The organism is Bradyrhizobium arachidis (assembly GCF_015291705.1).
GTDB lineage: Bacteria > Pseudomonadota > Alphaproteobacteria > Rhizobiales > Xanthobacteraceae > Bradyrhizobium > Bradyrhizobium arachidis.
Genome location: NZ_CP030050.1, coordinates 6,847,628 through 6,867,094, shown reverse-complemented (window position 1 = coordinate 6,867,094; position 19,467 = coordinate 6,847,628). Strand labels below are relative to the sequence as shown.

Below are 19,467 nucleotides of genomic sequence, written 5' to 3'. Positions count from 1 at the left end.
GGATTTTCATCGGTCGTCGGATGACGCGTCTTTCGCATCTCACCTTGCGCAATTTCCTGATCGCGCTCCATGACCTGCTGGCGACGACAGCGGCGCTGTTCGCCGCCTTCTATCTGCGCTTCGAGGGCGGCGACTTTTTCTACGACCGCCTGCCGCTGCTGTTCCGGATCCTGCCCTACTTCCTCGCCTTCAGCGTGGTCGTGTTCTTCCTGTCCAACCTGACCACGACGAAATGGCGCTTCATCTCGCTGCCTGACGCGCTGAACATCATCCGCGTCTCCACCGTGCTGACGGTCGCCCTGCTTGCGCTCGACTACATCTTCGTCGCGCCCAACGTCCGCGGCGCCTTCTTCCTCGGCAAGGTGACGATCGTCCTCTACTGGTTCCTCGAGATCGCCTTCCTCAGCGCGCCACGCATGGCCTACCGCTACTTCCGCTATACGCGAGTGCGGCGTCACGCGCGGGACGAGGATGCCGCGCCGACCCTGCTGATCGGCCGTACCGCCGATGCCGAGGTGCTGCTCCGCGGGATCGAGAGCGGGGCGATCAAGCGCATCTGGCCGGTCGGCGTCCTGTCGCCGTCGCGGTCCGACCTCGGTCAGCTCATCCGCAACGTCCCGGTGCTGGGCGGCATCGACGACATCGAGGACGTCTTCGCCGATTTCGCCAAGCGCAACAAGGCGATTGCGCGCGTGGTCATGACGCAGTCGGCGTTCGAGCCCGAGGCGCATCCGGAATCGATCCTGATGCGGGCGCGCAAGCTGGGTGTGATCGTCAACCGCATGCCTTCGCTGGAGAGCGGCGATACGCCGCGCCTCACCGCCGTCGCGGTCGAGGACCTCCTGCTGCGGCCGAGCGAGAAGATCGACTATGCGCGCCTGGAAGCGCTGATCAGGGGCAAGGCTGTCATCGTCACCGGCGGCGGCGGCTCGATCGGTTCGGAGATCTGCGAGCGCGTCGTCGCCTTCGGGGCCGCGCGGCTGCTGATCGTGGAGAATTCCGAGCCGGCGCTCTACGCGGTCACGGAGACGCTGGCCGCGCGCGGCGCTGTGGCCGCGATCGAAGGGCGGATCGCCGATATCCGCGACCGCGAGCGCATCATACGCCTGATGGCCGAGTTCAAGCCTGACATCGTGTTCCACGCTGCAGCGCTCAAGCACGTGCCGATCCTCGAACGCGACTGGAGCGAGGGCGTCAAGACCAACATCTTCGGCTCGATCAACGTGGCGGACGCAGCCGTTGCCGCCGGCGCCGAGGCCATGGTCATGATCTCGACCGACAAGGCGATCGAGCCGGTGTCGATGCTGGGCCTGACCAAGCGCTTCGCCGAGATGTACTGTCAGGCGCTCGATCACGATCTTGCGGTGGCAAGCGGCGGCGCCAAGCCGCCGATGCGGCTGATCTCGGTCCGGTTCGGCAATGTGCTGGCCTCGAACGGCTCGGTGGTGCCGAAGTTCAAGGCCCAGATCGAGTCCGGCGGCCCGGTGACGGTGACGCATCCCGACATGGTGCGCTACTTCATGACCATCCGCGAGGCCTGCGATCTCGTCATCACGGCGGCAACGCATGCGCTCGGAACGCAGCGTTCGGACGTCTCGGTCTACGTGCTCAACATGGGCCAGCCGGTGAAGATCGTCGATCTCGCCGAGCGCATGATCCGCCTGTCCGGCCTCCAGCCGGGCCACGACATCGAGATCGTGTTCACCGGGATGCGGCCGGGCGAACGGCTGCATGAGATCCTGTTCGCCTCCGAGGAGCCGACCCGCGAGATCGGCGTTGCCGGCATCATGGCCGCGCAGCCGAACGAGCCGCCGATGCAGACGCTGCGCAAATGGATCGTGGCGCTGGAACAGGCGATCGCGCGCGACGATCGGGCCACCATCAGGACCATCCTGAAGGATGCGGTTCCGGAGTTCGGGTCGACCGCGGCTTGACCATGCAGTCCCAAGGCAAGATCGTCGTCGCGAGCCAGCATTATCCGCCCGATCCGAGCACGACCGCGGCGATCATGGCCGAAATCGCCTGCCGCATCGCCGGGGATCGCGAGGTCGTCGTGCTATCGGGCTCGCCCGGCGCATTGCCGGCCTCGCAGATCGGCCCGGGCAAGCCGCGCGTCGTCGCCGTCAAGAACCGGATCACGGGCAAGGCAGCGCTGGTGCGGCGCGGTGCCTCCGAGCTGCTGTTCGCAGCGCGCATCTTCCTCGCGCTGATCCGGGAATTGAAGCGAGGCGACGTCGTGCTCACCGTCACAGCACCGTTCATGCTGCCTTATGCCGTCGCCGCGGCAGCGAGGCTCAAGGGCGCACGCTCGGCGCTGGTCATGCACGACCTCTTTCCCGACGTTCTGGTGATGGCGGGCATCCTCAAGCCCTGCTCGATCGTCACGCGGACGATGCGCGCCGCCAACAGCCTGATGTTCCGCGCACTCAACGCGGTCATCACCATCGGTCGCGACGCGGAGCGGCCGCTGCTCAGCTATTCCGGCATGAGGCGGAACAAGATCCGCTTCATCCCGAACTGGGCGACGCTCACACCGGCGCCGCGTCCGATCACCTCGGACAATCCGTTCCGCCAGGCGATTCCCGCGCGCTTCATCGTCGGCCTCTCGGGCAATCTCGGCTTCACTCACGATCCCGAGATCGTGTTCGAGGCGGCGCGGCTCCTGAAGGACGAGCCGGACATTCATTTCCTGCTGTCGGGCTGGGGCATTGGTTTCGAGCGGCTGAAGCAGTTGCAGGCTGAGGCGAACCTCGCCAATGTCTCCTTCGTTGGGCGGGTCGAGGATGCCGAGCTCGAGGCGTTTCTGGCATCCGCCAATCTCTGGATCATTCCGTATCGGAAGGACGTCGCGGGAGTGTCGGTGCCGAGCCGGTTCTACAATTTGCTGGCGGTCGGCCGTCCGGTGGTGCTGGTCTCCGAGCCGGAGGCCGAGGCCGCTTTGACGGTGGTGGAAAACGGGCTCGGCTGGGTGGTGTCGCCGGGCCGCGCCGACCGGCTCGCCGAGGCGATCCGGGCGGCCTTCCGTTCCGATGACGGCGAGATGACGGCGCGTGCGGTGAGGGCAGCCGCGAGGTTCGACCGCGTCACCGCGTTGAACGCCTATGCCGCGCTGATTGACGAATTGCTGGATAACCCGGAACTGGCGGAGAAACGATGAGCGGACGCAAGCCGGCCGTTCTCGTGAACGGGGGCGAGCGGCTTCATCGGCCGTTATGTCGTGCCCGCGCTGGTGTGCTAGGCGTGGTCGGTCCGGCGCGCGTTCCGCAGGCGGGAGGGCAATGGCGATGAGGTCGTTGTCGAGTCGATCGGGCCCGAGACCGATTGGAAGGCTGCGCTCGAGGGCGTCGACGCCATCGTTCATCTCGCCGCGCGGGTACAGCACAACCGTGAGGAGCACGCGATCCAGCCCTCGTGGTGCAGAACCTCGCGTCGTTCATCGTGCAGCGACTGGCGCATCCCGACCCTGCGAGCAATTTCGAGATCTTCCTGGTGGCCGACAAGGAGCAGGTCTCGACGCCCGAATTCATCGGGCGCCTGGCCAGGGCGTGCGGCAAGAGCCCGCGGCTGTTCGGGGTGTCGCCACGGCTGTTGGGCTGGCTTCTCGGTGCGATCGGCCAGCAGGACGCGTATGACAGCCTAATCGGCTCGCTCGAACTCGACGTCTCCAAGGCGATGTCGACGGGATGGCGGCCCGAGGTTTCCCTCGACGAGGGCTTGCGGCTGGCGCTGTCGGCTCAGGACGCCTGAGGGCGCGAGAACCGCCGCAGGACGAACGCGATCGCGACCGCGCCGGCGATCAGGGCGATCGCCGTGACAGCCATCGAGCCGGCGCGAACGGTGAGGATGGCGAGCCCCGCAAGGAGGAGGTTGAGCGCAAAGACCTCGCCGGTCACCCGCGGGACGGTAAAGCCGTTGTCGGTCGCGCGCTGGTAGAAATGCGAGCGGTGTGCCGACCAGAACGGCTCGCGGCGCGCGACGCGGCGAAACAGCGTGATGGTGGAATCCGCAAGATAATAGGCCGGCAGCAGCAGCGCCGCGGCGGCCTGTCCGTGCCAGGCAAGCTCCAGCAGGCACCAGCCGAGCAGGAGGCCAATTGGAAGGCTGCCGACATCGCCAAGGAAAACCTTTGCGACAGGCTTGTTGAACGGTGCAAAGCCGAGCATGGCGCCGCACAGCGTCGTGGCGATCAACGCGGCCGGCCAGCTCAGTTCACCGAGCCATCCGAGCAGCAGCAGCGCCGCGGTGACCGGCACCACCTCCGCCACGGTCATCAGGTCGAGCCCGTCCATGAAGTTGACGAGGTTCACGAACCAGACGCCGGCGAGCAGGATGAGACCTCGTTCCAGCGCGAGCGGCAGCGCCGGAACGATGCGCGCGGTCTCGGGCGCGGTGAACACGACTGCGCCGACGCAGGCGGCTTGGAGCGCCAGCCGCACCAGCACCGGCAGCGACACGATGTCGTCGGCGAACCCGACAATTGCGATCACGACCGTCGCAACGACGAGCGCCGGCGGGATCGCAAGGTTGGCCCAGGCGGCCCAGCCCAATGCGACCAGCAGCGTCGCGGCGATGACCGCGATGCCCGCGCCCTGCGGCGTCGGAATGCGATGCGAGGAGCGTGCGTTCGGCCGCGCCAATGCGTAGCGCTGGAGCAGCGGACGGCTGGTCCAGGTGATGCCGGCCGATATCAGCGCGGAGATCGCAAGAGCAAGCAGCGCGGGCACGGCGGCAACGGCTTCGGCGGCCGGGGTCACTCGGGCACCCCGAGCGGCGCCGATCCCTGCGCGGCCTTCTCGGCGCTGAAGATCCAGACGAGACCGCCGATCGCGCCGACGATGAACGAGACCGCTCCGAACAGCAGCGAGACGTTGACGCCTTCGTTGGCGGCAAGCCCGGCGAAGCCGAAGGCAAGCCCCATGGTCGCCTCGCGCACGCCCCAGCCGGCGATCGAGATCGGCATCAGGGTGATCAGCATCACCGGCGGGATGAGCAGGAAGGTCTGGCCGAAGCTGACGGGTGCGGCGATCGATTGCACCACGCACCAGGCGATGACGACGGCGAGCACGTGAATGAACAGCGACAGGATCGCGACGATCGGTCCGCGCTTGGCGTTGAAGATCACGCGGTTGGCGATCACGGCGCAGGCGTGGATGTGATGGGTGGCCCACCAGGTCTTCAGCCAGCGCCATTTCAGCGCGCCGAAGACCAGGAAGCCGAGCCCGCCCGCGAGCGCCACAAGGTCAAGGAGCAGCAGCGCCGAGCGCCCGCGCGGATCGGTGATGAGACTGTAGCTCCAGGGCAGGCTCGCGACGATGAGGATCGCGAGCGCGATGAGGCCGATCGCGCGGTCGACGAAGATCGAGTAGGTGGCCGCGCGCCAGCCGGCGCCGGCGCGCGCGACCAGCCACAGCCGGACCGCATCGCCGCCGATCGCGGACGGCAGGGTCTGGTTGAAGAACGCGCCGATCACGTTGTAGCGCATGGCCCGGCCGAGCTCGAGCGGCGCGCCGCATTCGGCGCTGATCTCGCGCCAGCGCAGCACGCCGACGAAGATCTGCAGGAACGTGACCGCGATCGCCGCGGCGATCCAGAACAGGCTGCTCGCGTTGAAGCGCGACAACAGTTCGGACAGGTCGACCTTGCGCAGCGCCAGATAGAGCAGCGCTGCGGAAATCAGGATCTTGGCCGCAGAAAGCAGGATTCGGCGCATCTCGCCCGCATGAACAGGGTTGGGTTACCCGACGCCAGGCGCCGAATTCGGCCGCTTTGGTATGGTTTTGGCGCCGATCTTGCAATAGCGGTGATTTGCAGCGGCCATGAACGGCGGCCGGCTATTGCGACCCCCTTGCGACCGCGGCTAAAGAGGCGCCGTGAGCTGGGAATCCCGCGGGAACAGGATGACGGATCAGGCGATTTTGGTCACGGGAGCCGCTGGCTTCATCGGCTTTCACGTCGCCCGGCAGCTGCTGGGCGAAGGCCGGCCCGTCATCGGGCTCGATAATCTCAACAGCTATTACGATCCGGGACTGAAACAGGCGCGCCTCGCGCTGTTGCGGAACGAGGCCGGCTTCTCCTTCGTCGAGGCCGATCTTGCCGACCGCGACACCATCGCGACGCTGTTTGCGCGGCACGGATTTGCGCAGGTCGTGCATCTCGCGGCCCAGGCCGGCGTGCGCTACTCGATCGAGCAGCCGCAAGCTTACGTCGATTCCAATCTGGCAGGCTTTCTCAACGTGCTCGAGGGCTGCCGCCGTAACGGCTGTCGTCATCTCGTCTACGCCTCGTCATCCTCCGTTTATGGCGCCAACACTAAACTGCCATTCTCCGTGCAGGACCGGACCGATCATCCCGTGAGCTTCTATGCTGCGACCAAGAAGGCGAACGAGGTGATGGCGCAGTCCTACAGCCACCTGTACCGGCTGCCGGTCACGGGCCTGCGCTTCTTCACCATTTACGGCCCGTGGGGCCGGCCCGACATGGCCATGTTTCTGTTTGTGAACGCCATCATGGAGGGCCGGCCGATCCGGCTCTTTAACCATGGCAAAATGCGCCGCGACTTCACCTATATCGATGACGTCACCCGCGTAGTATCGAGGTTGATCGATTTGGTGCCTGCGGATGACCCGGCCGCCGCAAATGCGCCGTTCAAGGTCTACAATGTCGGGAATCACCACCCGGAGGAGCTGATGCATGTCGTCGGACTTCTGGAGCGCGACCTGGGCCGGACGGCGATTAAAGAATTGCTGCCGATGCAGCCGGGAGATGTTATGGAAACGTTCGCGGATGTCGAGGACCTGATGCGCGACACCGGCTTTGCGCCGTCAACGCCGATCGAGCAGGGGGTCCGCAATTTTGTCGCCTGGTATCGGGACTACCACAAGGTTTGAGATGACAATGGACAAACGCATTATCCCCCTGATCATGTGCGGCGGTGCCGGCACGCGGCTGTGGCCCGCCTCGCGCGAGGTGCGGCCAAAGCAGTTCCTGCCGCTGTTCGGCACGCGCTCGACCTTCCAGGACACGCTGCTGCGCGTGTCCGATGCTGCGCTGTTCGATCGTCCGATCGTCATCACCAACGCCTCCTACCGCTTCATGGTGCTGGAACAGCTCGCCGAGATCGGCATCGAGGCCGACGTCATCCTCGAGCCGATGCGGCGCGACTCCGGTCCTGCGATCGCGGCCGGCGCGGTGTTTGCGCAAGCGCGCGCGAAGGAGGCGATCGTGCTCGCGCTCGCCGCCGATCACGTCGTGCAGGACAATGCCGCCTTCGTCGCAGCCTGCCGCGAGGGCTTGGCTGCCGCGAGCACCGGCCGCATCGTCACCTTCGGCGTCAAGCCGGAGCGGCCGGCGACCGAATACGGCTATATCAGCCCGGGCGAGGTGATCTCCGGCACGGTGCACACGGTCGCGCGCTTCGTCGAGAAGCCGGATGCTGTGAAGGCCGCCGACTACGTCAATTCGGGCTATCTCTGGAACAGCGGCAACTTCATGTTCCCGGCGAGCGTGCTGCTCGACGAATATCGCAAGGTCGACGCCGCAAGCGTCGAGGCGGTGTCCAGTGCGGTCACCAAGGCCGGGCGCGATCTCGGCTTCGTGACACTGGAGCCGAAGGCGTTCGGCGCGGCCAAGGCGATCTCGATCGACTATGCGGTGATGGAGAAGACATCGCGCGCCGCCGTAGTGCCGGTGTCCTGCGGCTGGTCCGACGTCGGTTCCTGGCGCGCGGTGTGGGAATTGTCCGACAAGGACGCGCAAGGCAACGCGGCGCATGGCACCGCGGTGTTCGAGGATTCCCGCAACTGCAACGTCACCAGCGATCACGCGCTGGTCGCGCTCGAAGGCGTCGACGATCTCGTCGTGGTCGCGACGGCGGACGCGGTGCTGGTTTCGCGCCAGCAGGATGCCAACGGGCTCAAGCGCCTCGTCACCAAGCTGAAGACGGTTGCGCCGAAGGTTACCGAGGAGCACCTCAAGGTGCATCGTCCCTGGGGCAGCTATCAGTCCGTCGACAACGGCGTGCGCCATCAGGTCAAGCGCATTGTCGTGAAGCCGGGCGGGCGGCTGTCGCTCCAGAAGCATCACCACCGTGCCGAGCACTGGATCGTGGTCCGGGGCGCCGCCCAGGTCACCGTCGACGAGATGGTGAAGACCGTGCACGAGAACGAGTCGATCTACATTCCGATGGGCGCCGTCCACCGGCTCGAGAACCCCGGTAAAATCATGCTGGAACTGATCGAGGTCCAGACCGGCTCCTATCTCGGGGAAGACGACATCATCCGGATTGAAGACGACTATCAAAGGTCGTAACCAGCAAACTCCGAATCACGCGACCGGGGCCGAAACCGGCCTCTTTTGGCGGTCTAAGGCCCGGGAAACGTGTAATTTTTTGAATCAAATCGTGTCCGGGTGACTTATCCGGCATTCGCCACAAATGTGACGTCCGTGCTAGAAGCGGCCCGGGGATTTGCGTTGAATCGGGGTTCGATCAGATGAGTTCCAAAGTGTCTCAACCGGCAAAGGCCGGCTTGCGCGTCGGCGTGATTGGCGCCGGCGTGATGGGAAGCAACCACGCGCGCGTGCTGAGCGGTCTTCCCGGCGTCAGCCTCGTCGGCGTGGTCGATCCGTCGCCGACGCACCTGACCCGCACCATCGAGCTTGCGGGCTGCCAGGGTTTTGAGACCCTCGACCAGCTGTTCGCGGCTGGCGTCGATGCCGTCACCATCGCTGCTCCAACGCATCTGCATCACGAGATCGCGCTCGCCTGCATCGCCAAGAACATCCACCTGCTGGTCGAGAAGCCGATCGCCTCCACGGTGGAAGAGGGCCACGAGATCGTCGCCGCCGCGCAAAAGGCCGGCGTGACGCTGATGATCGGCCATGTCGAGCGCTTCAATCCGGCGGTTGCCGCCGTCAAGCAGGCGATCGCCGGCGAGGACATCCTCTCCATCGCGATCACCCGCGTCGGCCCGTTCCCGCCGCGCATGTCCAATGTCGGCGTCGTCATCGATCTCGCCGTGCACGACATCGACCTGATCCGCTGGTTCACCGAATCCGACATCGTCGAGGTGCAGCCGCAACTCTCGAGCGCGGTCGCCGAGCGCGAGGACATCGCGCTCCTGCAGTTTCGCACCGCCAACGGCGTGCTCGCGCACATCAACACCAACTGGTTGACACCGTTCAAGGCGCGCAGCGTCACGGTCGCGACCCGCGGCAAATACGTGATGGGCGATCTGCTCACGCGTCAGGTCACCGAATGCTTCGGCTTCAAGCCCGACGGCAGCTATTCGATGCGGCATCTGCCGGTCGGCCATGACGAGCCGCTCCGCGCCGAGCTGATCGCGTTCCTCAAGGCCGTCCGCCACGGCGAGACGCCGGCGGTCACCGGTGACGAGGGCGTCGCCAGCCTCGAGATCGCAACGCGCTGCCTCGAAACGCCATCGCGGCCGGCGGCCTCGTCGGCTGCCCGCAAGGGCCCGCGCCGCGTCGCTGGCTAAAACCCTTTCCATGTCGACCGCGCAAGAAGGCGCCAAGAACCAGGCCATGAACCAGCACCTACGTTCCGAACCCATTCCCTTCGTCGACGTCGCCTCGCAGCGCCAGCGGCTCGGCGCCTCGCTCGATGCGGCCGTCAAGCGTGTGATGGACCATTGCCAGTTCGTCAATGGCCCCGAAGTCGCCGAGCTCGAGAAGCAGCTCGCGGCCTACGCGGGCGCCAAGCATGTGATCGGCTGCGCCAGCGGCACCGACGCGATCCTGATGGTGATGATGGCGAAGAACGTCGGGCCCGGCGATGCCGTGCTGTGTCCCTCCTTCACCTTCATCGCGACCGCATCGCCGGTGGCGCGGACCGGCGCGACGCCGGTTTATGTCGACGTCGACGAGACGACCTTCAACATGAGCCCGGAGTCGCTCAAGCGCGGCATCGCGACCGCGCGGAAGGCCCGCCTCAAGCCGGTCGCGGTCATACCGGTCGATCTGTTCGGCCAGCCCGCCGATCACGACGCAATCGCCGAGATCGCGAGGGACGAAGGCCTGTTCGTGCTCGACGACGCCGCGCAAGGCTTTGGCGCGAGCTACAAGGGCCGCAAGCTCGGCACCTTCGGCCTCGCCACCGCAACGAGCTTCTTCCCGGCAAAGCCGCTCGGCTGCTTCGGCGATGGCGGCGCGATCTTCACCGATGACGATGACCTCGCAGCCACGCTGCGCAGCATCCGCGTGCACGGGCAGGGCATCGACAAATACGACAACGTCCGTCTCGGGCTCACTGGCCGGATCGACACTATGCAGGCCGCGGTGCTGCTCGAGAAGCTGAAGATCTTCGACGACGAGATCGCCGCCCGCAACAGGGTTGCGGAGCGCTATGCGCGCGGTCTGTCCAACGTGGTCACCGTGCCCCGTCTGGCGCCGGGCAATACCTCGGTCTGGGCGCAGTACACGATCCGCCTGCCCGAAGGCACGGACCGCGAGGGCTTTGCCGCCGCGCTGAAGGCCCAGGGCGTGCCGACCGCGATCTATTACGGCAAGTCGATGCACCAGCAGACCGCCTACAAGCAGTATCCGGTCGCCGAGGGCGGCCTGCCGGGTTGCGAGAGCCTGTCGCAGGACGTCATCAGCCTGCCGATGCACGCCTATTTGACCGAAGCCGACCAGGAGCGAATCATCGCCGCCGTGCAAGGCGCGCTCGCGGGTTGATCTTGTTTTTCTTGCCCTCTCCCGCAAGGGGAGAGGGCGCAGTAATGCGCATCGCAAGATGCAATCGACCTCCGTCCGATAAGCCTCTAGAACAGTCCGCATGCTCGGACGTATCTTCACTGTCGGTGGTTACACGCTGCTCTCACGGCTGACGGGGTTTGCCCGCGACATCATGCTCGCGGCGATCCTCGGCGCCGGCCCGGTGGCCGACGCCTTTTTCGTGGCGCTGCGGCTGCCCAATCATTTCCGCGCGATCTTCGCCGAGGGCGCCTTCAACGCCGCCTGGGTGCCGGCCTATGCCCATGTCCATGGCGAGCGCGGGGAGGGGGCAGCAAAACTGTTCGCCGACCGCATCTTCACGCTGCTGCTGGCCTCGCAAGTGGTGCTGCTGATCGTGGCCTGGCTGTTCATGCCGCAGGCCATGAGCTTGCTCGCGCCGGGCTTTTCCGAGGATGCCGAGCAGCGCAAGCTTGCGATCGAGCTGACCCGGATCACTTTTCCCTATCTCCTGCTGATCACCCTGGTGACGCTCTATGGCGGCATGCTCAACGTGATCCAGCGCTTTGCCAGCGCCGCCGCCGCGTCGATCTTCCTCAATGTCGCGATGATGATGACGCTGGCGCTCGCCGCCTGGTTTCCGACCGCCGGCCACGCCGCCGCCTGGGGCGTTCTGATCTCGGGTTTCCTGCAATACTTCCTCCTCGCCGGCGATCTCGCCCGCCATGGCGGCCTGCCGCGCTTTGCGCCTTTGAAGCTCGACGAAGATGTCCGCGGATTTTTCAAGGCGCTTGGACCGGCGACGCTGGGCTCGATGGGTACGCAGGTGGCGATGTTCGCCGACACCATCATCGCGACCTTCCTGCCCGCCGGCGCGCTGTCGGCGCTGTACTATGCCGACCGGCTGTATCAATTGCCGATCGGCGTGATCGGCATTGCCATCGGCACGGTGCTGCTGCCCGAGATGTCGCGGCGGATCACGGCAAACGACCATGACGGTGCGATGAAGTCGCAGCGCCGCGCCTTCGATTTCACATTGCTGTTCTCGGTGCCGTTCGTCGCCGCCTTCCTCACTGTGCCCCAGGAGATCATGCGCGCGCTGTTCGCCCACGGCGCGTTTTCGAGGGCGGATGCGGCTGCCGCCGGTGCGACACTCGCCGCCTACGCGATCGCGTTGATCCCCGCAGTGCTGATCCGCAGCGCGGTCGCGACCTTCTATGCGCGCAAAGATACCGCAACGCCGGTCCGCGCTTCGCTGACCGGCATCGCCGTCAACGTCGCGCTGAAGGTCGCCTTGATGGGATCGCTCGCCCAGATCGGCCTTGCGCTCGCGACCGCCGTCGGGATCTGGACCAATTTGCTGCTGGTGCTCTTATTCGCCGTGCGACGCGGCTTTCTCGTGCTGGACCGCGCTTGGCTGATGTCGCTTGCCAAATTCCTGCTGATCGGCATCGTCGTCGCCGCCGCATTTTGGCTCATCGCACGCTTCAGCGCCTCTTCGCTGGCCTCGATGCATTTCCATGATGAAGTGACGCTGGTCCTGCTCGGCGTCGGCGGCACGATCGTCTACGCGCTCGCGGTCCTCGTTCTGTTCGGCCGCCGTTGGCTGGTCTCGCTGGTGCGCGGCTAGGCGCCGGAGCGAGGCGTCCTCTCCTCTAGGTTGCATTTTGCCTACGAGCATCCCTTGATTATATGCGATTAGCGTGGTACTCGCCCCATGATCAAATCGGTGCGCAAGGTGAACTCGATGAACATGACCCGTTTCGGCTGGGCCGTGGGATAGGATTCACCGCCAGATGCGGACGCGCGCTTTGAGAGCAAGCGGTGGTCGGCAAGGCTGCTTCCCACATGTGGTAGCATTAAACCTTACGCGCAGTGGCGACGTATTGCGCCCCCAAGGGCAACCAACCGAGCTTGTTCTCAAACGGCCGCAGCCGTGCAAGGACGCGAGGGAAAAAGAGATTGTACTGGATGCGGGATGAAGCCCAGCCGACGGCTTGCATGCGCTTCGCGAGATCGTGGGCGTAAATCAGCCTGGCGTTCTCGTCGAACGGACAAGTGTTCACCGCATGCACGGTCAGCGGGTTCAGCGGATTATGCTCGAAAATGGCAATTAGTCCGCCCGGCCGCGTGATGCGATGCAATTCCTGCAGCCACGTCAGGTGCTCGCCGTGCGGGATGTGGTGGAAAACGCAGGCCGAAAAAACCACGTCGAAGCTGTCGGCCTCGACCGGAATCCGGTCGTTCTCGATCAGCACGCAGTTGCTAGCTTCGGGATATCGCTGCCGGCCCAATGCGAGGCTCCGCTCGCTAACATCGGAGGAAGTCAGTGCCGTTTCAGGAAAATAGCGTTGGAAATACGGAATCGAATTGCCGATCCCGGAACCAAAATCGCAAATCCGCTTCGCCTCGATACAGGCGCGATTGACGATCTCGCGGAGCGCCCTGATCTTGTATTCCGCGAAATATTCCGGGCCCTCGCCGGTAACGGCGATGTTCTCGCGATGCTGGTCCTCATAAGCGTCGGCGAAGCGATCGAATTCGGCCTTGTCCATACGGCGATCCAGCTATCGAGCGATCAATTAGATATCGGTATTCGTCCGCTCGTATCATGCATCAACGGGTCTAAAAATTGATGAACAATTAACCGGACTTGGCCGAAGATCGGGGGCGGGAGTTTGGACCGACCCACCCTCGGACAGAGACTGGCTGACAGATGGACCTTCAGGACGAGATGCCGCGACCTGGAAAGATGTTTCTGTCGATCGTTGTGCCCTGCTACAACGAGGAAGAGGGGCTGCGCGAATTCCATCGCCAGATGGTTTCGGCAGCGCGCGCGCTATGTGGCGCGAAGTTCGAGCTGATTCTTGTCGATGATGGGTCGACTGACGATACCTGGAAGATCATCAACGAACTTCTGGCGGAGGACCGCAACGTCGTCGCGGTCCGGCTCGCGCGCAATCATGGCCATCAACTCGCGCTCACGGCCGGACTTTCGAACGTGCGCGGCGATCTCGTGCTTGTCATCGATGCAGATCTGCAGGACCCCCCGGAACTACTGACGCCGATGTATGAGATGATGGTGCGCGAGGGCGCCGACGTCGTCTACGGCATGCGACGCAGCCGCGCCGGCGAAACCCGCTTCAAGAAGAAATCGGCGGAAGCGTTCTACCGCCTGCTCGCTAAAGTCACCCGCGTCCATATTCCCGTCGACACCGGAGATTTCCGCCTGATGAGCCGGCGGATCTCCGACCAGCTCGTGCAGATGCCGGAGCATGACCGCTTCATCCGTGGCATGGTGGCATGGCTCGGCTACAAGCAGGTCGCCTACGAATACGATCGCCATCCACGATTCGCCGGTGCCACCAAATATCCCCTAGTGAAGATGATCGGATTTGCTGCCGACGCGCTGATCAGCTTTTCGATGGTGCCGTTGCGGATCGCGACCTATGTCGGCGCGCTGTTGACGACTTTGCTGACCTTTGTCGGCATCGTCGCGGTGGTAGGCTGGCTGTTCTCCGGCACTGTGCCCGGGTGGACCAGCTTGACGCTCTTGGTCATCATGATCTCTTCAGTGCAGCTTCTCGTGCTCGGCTTGATGGGCGAATATATCGGCCGCATCTATATCCAGTCGAAGAACCGCCCACTGTTCTTGATCTCGCACATCCACCGCCGCGGCCGTCTGCCGCACGGTGCGGAAGCGGCAACCGATCTGGAGCGGGCGCCGTTCAGGACATTGCTCGCGCAGTCCGGACCGGAGGTGCGTGGCCAACTTCACGACCCAGTACCCTGATGAAGGTGCTCCTCAACCGTTCGTCTCTGATTAGGTCTACCAGAACATCGGTGGATTTTTCCGGTGCCCGGGCCGCAGCGCACCGCCTTCCTCAATGTCGCGATGATGATGACGCTGGCGCTGGCCGCCTGGTTTCCGACCGCGGGCCATGCCGCGGCCTGGGGCGTTCTCATCTCGGGCTTCCTGCAATATTTCCTCCTCGCCGGCGATCTTGCCCGCCACGGCGGCCTGCCGCGGTTTGCGCCCTTGAAGCTCGACGAAGACGTCCGCGGCTTCTTCAGGGCGCTTGGGCCGGCGACGGTGGGCTCGATGGGCACGCAAGTGGCATAGTTTGCCGACACCATCATCGTGGCCTTCCTGCCCGCCGGCGTGCTCTCGGCGCTCTATTATGCCGACCGTCTCAATCAATTGCCGATCGGTGTGATCGGCATCGCCATCGGCACGGTGCTCCTGCCTGAGATGTCGTGGCGGATCACCGCCAACGACCATGACGGCGCGATGAAGGCGCAGCGCCGCGCCTTCGGTTTCACGCTGCTGTTCTCGATCCCGTTCGTTTCTCGTGCTCGACCGTGCCTGGCTGCTGTCGCTCGCCAAATTCCTGCTGACCGGAGTCATCCTGGCCGCCGCATTTTGGCTGATCGCACGCTTCGCGCTTCTTCTCTGGCCTCGATGCACTTCCACGATGAAGTGACGCTGGTCCTGCTCGCCGTCGGCGGCACGATCGTCTACGCGCTTGCGATCCTCGTGCTGTTCGGCCGGAGCTGGCTGGTCTCACTGGTGCGCGGCTAGGCGAGTACCGAACGCCGGCCTTGCCTGCTCCTTTGGTGCAGGAGCCGCCCGGAGGCGACGGACAGCAGACGTTTCCTAGATTCCTTCCAGGAATATGTAGTTCTGCCAGCTGCGCATACGCAGAAGAATCTTTCGTAGCAACGACAGCTCATGTACGTGCTCGGTATAGATGGCGGCTTCGCCTGCCGAACCGAGCGGGATCTGATAGGCCGAAACATCCTCGACGATGTCAAGGACGGCCAGCGCGCGGTCTTCGGGCAGTGCCCCACCGACACTCACAAGCGTGCCTCCGCTTTTGAGCTGGCCGGCAGCAATCGCATCGATTACGACGCGGACCTTGGCCTTGAAGACGCGACCCGGAATCCCCTTGAAAAGGACTTCGGCCTCATCGCCGGCGTGAACGCGCTGAAGGGCGTTCTGCTGGAACGTCGCCGCCAATGCACGGTCGCTCGGGCTGTCGTTGACGAAAATCAGAGCCGAGTTGAAGAGCGGAGCTGGAACCACGTACACGCTAGGCCTCAAAGCCAGCTGGGTAACAAAGCCACTCGTCGGCGCTCGTACCACCGTCTGATCCAGATCGTATTGGGCGTCGGCGAGTTCGTTGCGCAGGCGCACGATGACCGAGTGTTCACCGTCAACCGTCGCGCCATACGCCTGCCGTGCGCGGTCTTCCGCGGCGATCGTCTCGGTCGTCGCGTCCTTTGACGCACCCAGATTGCGCCTTGCGGTGTCGAGCGTAGCCTGCGCGACGACGTTCTCCTGAAACAGCTCGGCTTGCCGGTCGTAGGTCGCCTACGCAAGCTCTAGCTGGGCCTTCGCCTTTGCGGTCGCGGCTGCCGCCTGATCAACCGATGCCTTGAGCTGGGCGACATTGGCTTCCGCATCTGCCAGCCCCGCCCGTTTTTCCGCGACGATATATTCGTAAGGTTTGGGGTCGAGCTTGAAGAGAACTCTCCAGCCTCAAGGTGCTGATTGGTGCGGTTAGCGATCGGCACTTCGATCACCCGGCCTTTAACCGCGGGAAATATCTGCGTCACCGAGAAGTAAATGCGGGCATTGGTCGAAAACGGGTGGTTGTAGGCCATTGTGATGAACAGCATCGAGAGCCCGAAGGTGCCGCCGAGAGCCGCCGTCGCCAGCGTCCATTGATTGACCGGATTCTGAAAATCTTGAACGTGGCATAGCAGAGTGCGACGTAGGTCAGTGTCAGCAATATTTCCATCAGCAGCCTCCCAACCGGTGCCTCGAAATGCACCAGCTACCGTGGAGCAGCATGGCCTTCCGAAGCTGCCACTTTCATCGCAGGAGTCTTTTCCTCGGCGTTCAAAACCAACGGTCCGGGCACATCGATCGCGGGCCTGCGCTGCTCCTTGCTCGATTGATCCGATCGATTTCCGGATTCGAGCCTGGCTTCGATCTCGGCCATGCGATGGCGGAGTTCCTCCAGCTGGTCGACCGCCTCCTTCGGAGAGGCTGGCTCGCCCGGCTTATGAGCGAAACCCCAGCCCCGCTCCGGCTGATACATCATCGCCCAAATCCAGAGGAACGGCCAAAGCAAGTGCAGCATGAATAGGCTGATCCAGCCGGCGGCGTGGATCGCGTCCTGGTGCGGGTGGTTACGCGCGTGCGCTATCCGGGCCGGAATGTCATGGATGGCGATGATGCCGTAGACCAGTACGATCACCACGAAGAACAGCAGACCCAATGCGAAGTAATTCAGGAACGGATCTTCCATGAATTCTCCTCCCGGTAAGGCGCGAGGTCGAATCCCACCCGTCAGGCTGCGCAGGTAGTCTTGGGACGGCGCGCCTAGCTGAAAACTGCCAAAACAATCCCCGGAAGTCTTGAGATAGGTCAAGGTCGCCGGAGAATCGGCCGTAAGGTGAGGGCCTGGGGCATGTCCTCAGCGCTTATCGAGATCGGCGCCGATGTGCGCGAGATACGGTGATGACGCTATTCGAACCAGGCGAGCCCGATCTCGGGCGGTCCTGACCCTCTACCGTCTTCGGAAGAGCGAAGGGTGTTATCTACTTTCTGGGGGCTGCGGCGTTTCTGGGCCGTGTACCCATAAACCCGGCGGCGTGATGCGACTAAAGCAATGTCTGCTTTGCCCCTATAGCGACCGACTTCGGGCGGCAGCGCGTTATGTCGTGATGGGCCAAGAGGAGACGTTTCCTCGGCGCTAGGCGGGGCGATCTACAGGCCGTCCCACCATGCTGATCATGAATTCATGTTATTTGGCCATCGCCGTCCTTGCGGCCTCGATCTTGGCCTTCACAGCATCGAGGTTGAAGCTTGCGCCCTTCTGCATCGGCGGAAACTCGATCGCGGTCATGGCCAGTTTCTCGACCTCCTGCTGGACGAACACGAAGCGCCAGAATTCGTATTTGAACCAGTCGAAGTATTGCTGCGCGCCAAATTTGGTCCCGCTATCGGGCCAGCCCGTCCGCTCGAACGGATCGAGGCGAAGGTTGATCAGGTAGGGAACGTCAACCTTGGTCTTTTCGCCTAGCCATCCCCCGGGCTGGTCGATGAAGCGATACTTGAAGTCGTCGATGCGCACGGCTCCCAGCTCGCTCTCGCCGAAGTACCAGATTTCGTGCCGGTTCGAGGGCCCCTTGCCGGTGATCATGTCCATCTGATTGTAACCGTCCAGATGGCACTTGTAGGTGCGGTCCCCGATGTGTTTGCCCTTCTTCAGCTCCTCGGCAATGTTCGGGTTGCCGGCTGCGGCTAGCAAGGTCGGGAACCAGTCCAGCCCGGAGATGATACCGTTCTCGACCTTGCCAGCCGGCACCTTGCCAGGCCAGCGGATCATCGCCGGCGCACGGAAACCGCCTTCCATGACCGTGCCTTTGCTCTGCGCGAAAGGCGTCTGTCCGCCATCCGGCCAGGTGAAGACCTCTGTGCCGTTGTCGGTCGTGAAGATTACAATGGTGTTGTCATCCACGCCCATGTCCTTGAGCTTTTGCATGACGATGCCGACATCGTCGTCGAGCTGCGCCATGCCGGCTTCATGAATCGTCCAGCCGTTCTTGGAATTGCGCATCGCCTGGTATCTTGGCGACAAGTGCGTGACGATGTGCATGCGGGTTGGATTGAGCCACAGGAAGAACGGCTTGTTGTCGGCCTTGGCCTTTTCAATGAACTTCAAAGCAAGGTCTCGGATTTCGTCGTCCACCGTTTCCATCCGCTTCGGATAGAGCGTGCCGGCGTCCTCGATCCTTTGCTTGCCTACCTTGCCCCAGCGCGGGTCCACGGTGCCATCGTCGACATCGGTCGCCCACGTATGGAGCATGTTGCGCGGACCGACGACATTCAACAGGTCCTGCGGATAGCCGGGGTGGGCCGGATCTTCCATCGCATCGAGGTGATACAGGTAGCCGAAGAATTCGTCGAAGCCATGCACCGTCGGCAAAAATTCGTTCTTGTCGCCAAGGTGATTCTTGCCGAACTGGCCGGTGGCATAGCCCATGCCCTTTAGCGCGGTGGCGATGGTCACGGCCTCCGCCGGCAAGCCTGTGGGGGCGCCGGCCTGGCCGACCGTGGTCATGCCGGTACGGATCGGTAGCTCGCCGGTGATGAAGTTGGCGCGACCCGCGGTGCAGCTCGCCTCGGCGTAATAGTCGGTAAACAGCATGCCCTCTGCCGCGATCTTATCGAGGTTCGGAGTCCGGCCAGCCATCATGCCTCGATGGTAAGCACCGATATTCCAGATTCCAATATCGTCCCCCATGATGACGACGATATTGGGCCGCTGCCCAGTCGGCGCAGGTACCGGGGCCGGCGTTGGTTGCTGCGCTTGCGCGAAGCTTGTCGCACCAACGGCGGAGAGTGCTGAAGCTGCGACCAGAGAGCTACCGCTCAACAGGAGATCGCGGCGTTTCAGTCCTGCGCCGGTTGGTCCCGTGCTCATCGCGGGCTTTGCCGGAATCGTATCGCTACTCATGACATGATCCTTTTCCTGGCGGTGCACCTGAAGCCGACATGGCTTCCCAAGGTGTCGATCGGCTCGGCATTGGGCGCGGCCGGGCGATAGCGGCGGCAGTAGTCAAGAGCGCAAGGATGCTTGCCGCCTTTAAACACCTCGCGCACGCTTCGCTCCTTATAGGCGACCAAATCGGAACGGTTCCCGCCCGGGGTTGATCTGGATCAAAGGATGTCGGGGCTGGGTCTTGGCTACGCGAGAGCCGAGA

16 protein-coding genes and 2 pseudogenes are annotated in these 19,467 nt (G+C 63.8%); 10 read left to right on the top strand and 8 right to left on the bottom strand.

Translation table 11 applies throughout. From position 1 onward, the window contains the following. Positions 1 to 20 precede the first annotated feature (20 nt). The 3 genes from WN72_RS32315 to WN72_RS47110 all read left to right on the top strand — a co-directional run bounded on the left by WN72_RS32315 (position 21) and on the right by WN72_RS47110 (position 3,747). Entirely contained in the window at positions 21 to 1,934 is a 1,914-nt protein-coding gene (locus WN72_RS32315; RefSeq protein WP_092213272.1) for an SDR family NAD(P)-dependent oxidoreductase, read from the top strand. A gap of 2 nt (positions 1,935 to 1,936) precedes the next feature. Beyond that, on the top strand, positions 1,937 to 3,157 hold the full coding sequence (locus WN72_RS32310; RefSeq protein ID WP_167380677.1) for a glycosyltransferase family 4 protein: 1,221 nt from the start codon (positions 1,937 to 1,939) through the stop codon (positions 3,155 to 3,157). Between the two features lie 254 nt (positions 3,158 to 3,411). Continuing rightward, entirely contained in the window at positions 3,412 to 3,747 is a 336-nt protein-coding gene (locus WN72_RS47110; RefSeq protein ID WP_244553669.1) for a Rossmann-fold NAD(P)-binding domain-containing protein, read from the top strand. Here the strand turns inward: WN72_RS47110 and WN72_RS32300 are convergent. Continuing rightward, the gene (locus WN72_RS32300; protein ID WP_092213274.1) at positions 3,735 to 4,754 is read right to left on the bottom strand and encodes an MraY family glycosyltransferase; all 1,020 of its coding nucleotides are present in this window, start codon (positions 4,752 to 4,754) and stop codon (positions 3,735 to 3,737) included. The genes WN72_RS47110 and WN72_RS32300 overlap by 13 nt on opposite strands. Further along, positions 4,751 to 5,710, bottom strand: a complete 960-nt coding sequence (locus WN72_RS32295) for a lysylphosphatidylglycerol synthase transmembrane domain-containing protein (protein ID WP_092213276.1) — start codon at positions 5,708 to 5,710, stop codon at positions 4,751 to 4,753. Before WN72_RS32295 ends, WN72_RS32300 begins: the two co-directional genes overlap by 4 nt. Positions 5,711 to 5,897: 187 nt before the next feature. Between WN72_RS32295 and WN72_RS32290 the strand changes: the two genes are divergently transcribed. The 5 genes from WN72_RS32290 to murJ all read left to right on the top strand — a co-directional run bounded on the left by WN72_RS32290 (position 5,898) and on the right by murJ (position 12,319). Then, positions 5,898 to 6,887 carry an NAD-dependent epimerase gene (locus WN72_RS32290; protein ID WP_092213278.1) on the top strand — a complete coding sequence of 330 codons (990 nt, stop codon included), beginning with the start codon at positions 5,898 to 5,900 and terminating at the stop codon, positions 6,885 to 6,887. A gap of 7 nt (positions 6,888 to 6,894) precedes the next feature. Continuing rightward, positions 6,895 to 8,307 carry a mannose-1-phosphate guanylyltransferase/mannose-6-phosphate isomerase gene (locus WN72_RS32285; RefSeq protein WP_167380644.1) on the top strand — a complete coding sequence of 471 codons (1,413 nt, stop codon included), beginning with the start codon at positions 6,895 to 6,897 and terminating at the stop codon, positions 8,305 to 8,307. Positions 8,308 to 8,489: 182 nt separating this feature from the next. Further along, positions 8,490 to 9,494: a Gfo/Idh/MocA family protein gene (locus WN72_RS32280; protein ID WP_092213282.1), complete on the top strand. Its 1,005-nt coding sequence runs from the start codon at positions 8,490 to 8,492 to the stop codon at positions 9,492 to 9,494. Positions 9,495 to 9,504: 10 nt separating this feature from the next. Continuing rightward, the gene (locus WN72_RS32275; RefSeq protein WP_092213284.1) at positions 9,505 to 10,692 is read left to right on the top strand and encodes a DegT/DnrJ/EryC1/StrS family aminotransferase; all 1,188 of its coding nucleotides are present in this window, start codon (positions 9,505 to 9,507) and stop codon (positions 10,690 to 10,692) included. Between the two features lie 100 nt (positions 10,693 to 10,792). Next, a complete protein-coding gene (gene murJ / locus WN72_RS32270; protein WP_092213286.1) occupies positions 10,793 to 12,319 on the top strand; it encodes a murein biosynthesis integral membrane protein MurJ in 1,527 nt (508 codons plus the stop codon). Positions 12,320 to 12,548: 229 nt separating this feature from the next. Here the strand turns inward: murJ and WN72_RS32265 are convergent, their stop codons facing one another. Continuing rightward, positions 12,549 to 13,244: a class I SAM-dependent methyltransferase gene (locus WN72_RS32265; RefSeq protein WP_092213288.1), complete on the bottom strand. Its 696-nt coding sequence runs from the start codon at positions 13,242 to 13,244 to the stop codon at positions 12,549 to 12,551. Positions 13,245 to 13,441: 197 nt separating this feature from the next. Here WN72_RS32265 and WN72_RS32260 point away from each other — a divergent pair, with 197 nt between their 5' ends. Next, positions 13,442 to 14,482, top strand: a complete 1,041-nt coding sequence (locus tag WN72_RS32260) for a glycosyltransferase family 2 protein (RefSeq protein WP_092213777.1) — start codon at positions 13,442 to 13,444, stop codon at positions 14,480 to 14,482. Positions 14,483 to 14,569: 87 nt separating this feature from the next. Further along, positions 14,570 to 15,040 (top strand): annotated as a pseudogene (locus tag WN72_RS32255) (lipid II flippase MurJ); the annotation flags it as partial. Positions 15,041 to 15,346: 306 nt separating this feature from the next. Here WN72_RS32255 and WN72_RS47105 read toward each other — a convergent pair. The 5 genes and pseudogenes from WN72_RS47105 to WN72_RS32235 form a co-directional block, all read right to left on the bottom strand. Further along, positions 15,347 to 15,886 (bottom strand): HlyD family secretion protein, encoded by a 540-nt coding sequence (locus WN72_RS47105; RefSeq protein ID WP_244553671.1) that lies wholly within the window; start codon positions 15,884 to 15,886, stop codon positions 15,347 to 15,349. A gap of 188 nt (positions 15,887 to 16,074) precedes the next feature. Then, positions 16,075 to 16,458 (bottom strand): hypothetical protein, encoded by a 384-nt coding sequence (locus tag WN72_RS47990; RefSeq protein WP_488226326.1) that lies wholly within the window; start codon positions 16,456 to 16,458, stop codon positions 16,075 to 16,077. Positions 16,459 to 16,529: 71 nt separating this feature from the next. Beyond that, the gene (locus WN72_RS32245) at positions 16,530 to 17,006 is read right to left on the bottom strand and encodes a DUF3302 domain-containing protein (RefSeq protein WP_063617187.1); all 477 of its coding nucleotides are present in this window, start codon (positions 17,004 to 17,006) and stop codon (positions 16,530 to 16,532) included. A gap of 498 nt (positions 17,007 to 17,504) precedes the next feature. Continuing rightward, positions 17,505 to 19,220 (bottom strand): arylsulfatase, encoded by a 1,716-nt coding sequence (locus tag WN72_RS32240; RefSeq protein WP_430640363.1) that lies wholly within the window; start codon positions 19,218 to 19,220, stop codon positions 17,505 to 17,507. Next, a pseudogene (locus tag WN72_RS32235) lies at positions 19,217 to 19,372 on the bottom strand (formylglycine-generating enzyme family protein); the annotation flags it as partial. The gene WN72_RS32240 and the pseudogene WN72_RS32235, both read right to left, overlap by 4 nt. Positions 19,373 to 19,467: the final 95 nt, after the last annotated feature.

What these genes read in the sequence shown, in the direction of transcription:
- WN72_RS32310 (WP_167380677.1), top strand. Translation starts at nt 1,937, where the DNA reads ATGCAGTCCCAAGGCAAGATCGTCGTCGCGAGCCAGCATTATCCGCCC.
- WN72_RS32290 (WP_092213278.1), top strand. Translation starts at nt 5,898, where the DNA reads ATGACGGATCAGGCGATTTTGGTCACGGGAGCCGCTGGCTTCATCGGC.
- WN72_RS32240 (WP_430640363.1), bottom strand. Translation starts at nt 19,220, where the DNA reads ATGAGTAGCGATACGATTCCGGCAAAGCCCGCGATGAGCACGGGACCA.
- WN72_RS32265 (WP_092213288.1), bottom strand. Translation starts at nt 13,244, where the DNA reads ATGGACAAGGCCGAATTCGATCGCTTCGCCGACGCTTATGAGGACCAG.
- WN72_RS32315 (WP_092213272.1), top strand. Translation starts at nt 21, where the DNA reads ATGACGCGTCTTTCGCATCTCACCTTGCGCAATTTCCTGATCGCGCTC.
- murJ (WP_092213286.1), top strand. Translation starts at nt 10,793, where the DNA reads ATGCTCGGACGTATCTTCACTGTCGGTGGTTACACGCTGCTCTCACGG.
- WN72_RS32245 (WP_063617187.1), bottom strand. Translation starts at nt 17,006, where the DNA reads ATGGAAGATCCGTTCCTGAATTACTTCGCATTGGGTCTGCTGTTCTTC.
- WN72_RS32280 (WP_092213282.1), top strand. Translation starts at nt 8,490, where the DNA reads ATGAGTTCCAAAGTGTCTCAACCGGCAAAGGCCGGCTTGCGCGTCGGC.
- WN72_RS32260 (WP_092213777.1), top strand. Translation starts at nt 13,442, where the DNA reads ATGTTTCTGTCGATCGTTGTGCCCTGCTACAACGAGGAAGAGGGGCTG.
- WN72_RS32275 (WP_092213284.1), top strand. Translation starts at nt 9,505, where the DNA reads ATGTCGACCGCGCAAGAAGGCGCCAAGAACCAGGCCATGAACCAGCAC.
- WN72_RS32295 (WP_092213276.1), bottom strand. Translation starts at nt 5,710, where the DNA reads ATGCGCCGAATCCTGCTTTCTGCGGCCAAGATCCTGATTTCCGCAGCG.
- WN72_RS32285 (WP_167380644.1), top strand. Translation starts at nt 6,895, where the DNA reads ATGGACAAACGCATTATCCCCCTGATCATGTGCGGCGGTGCCGGCACG.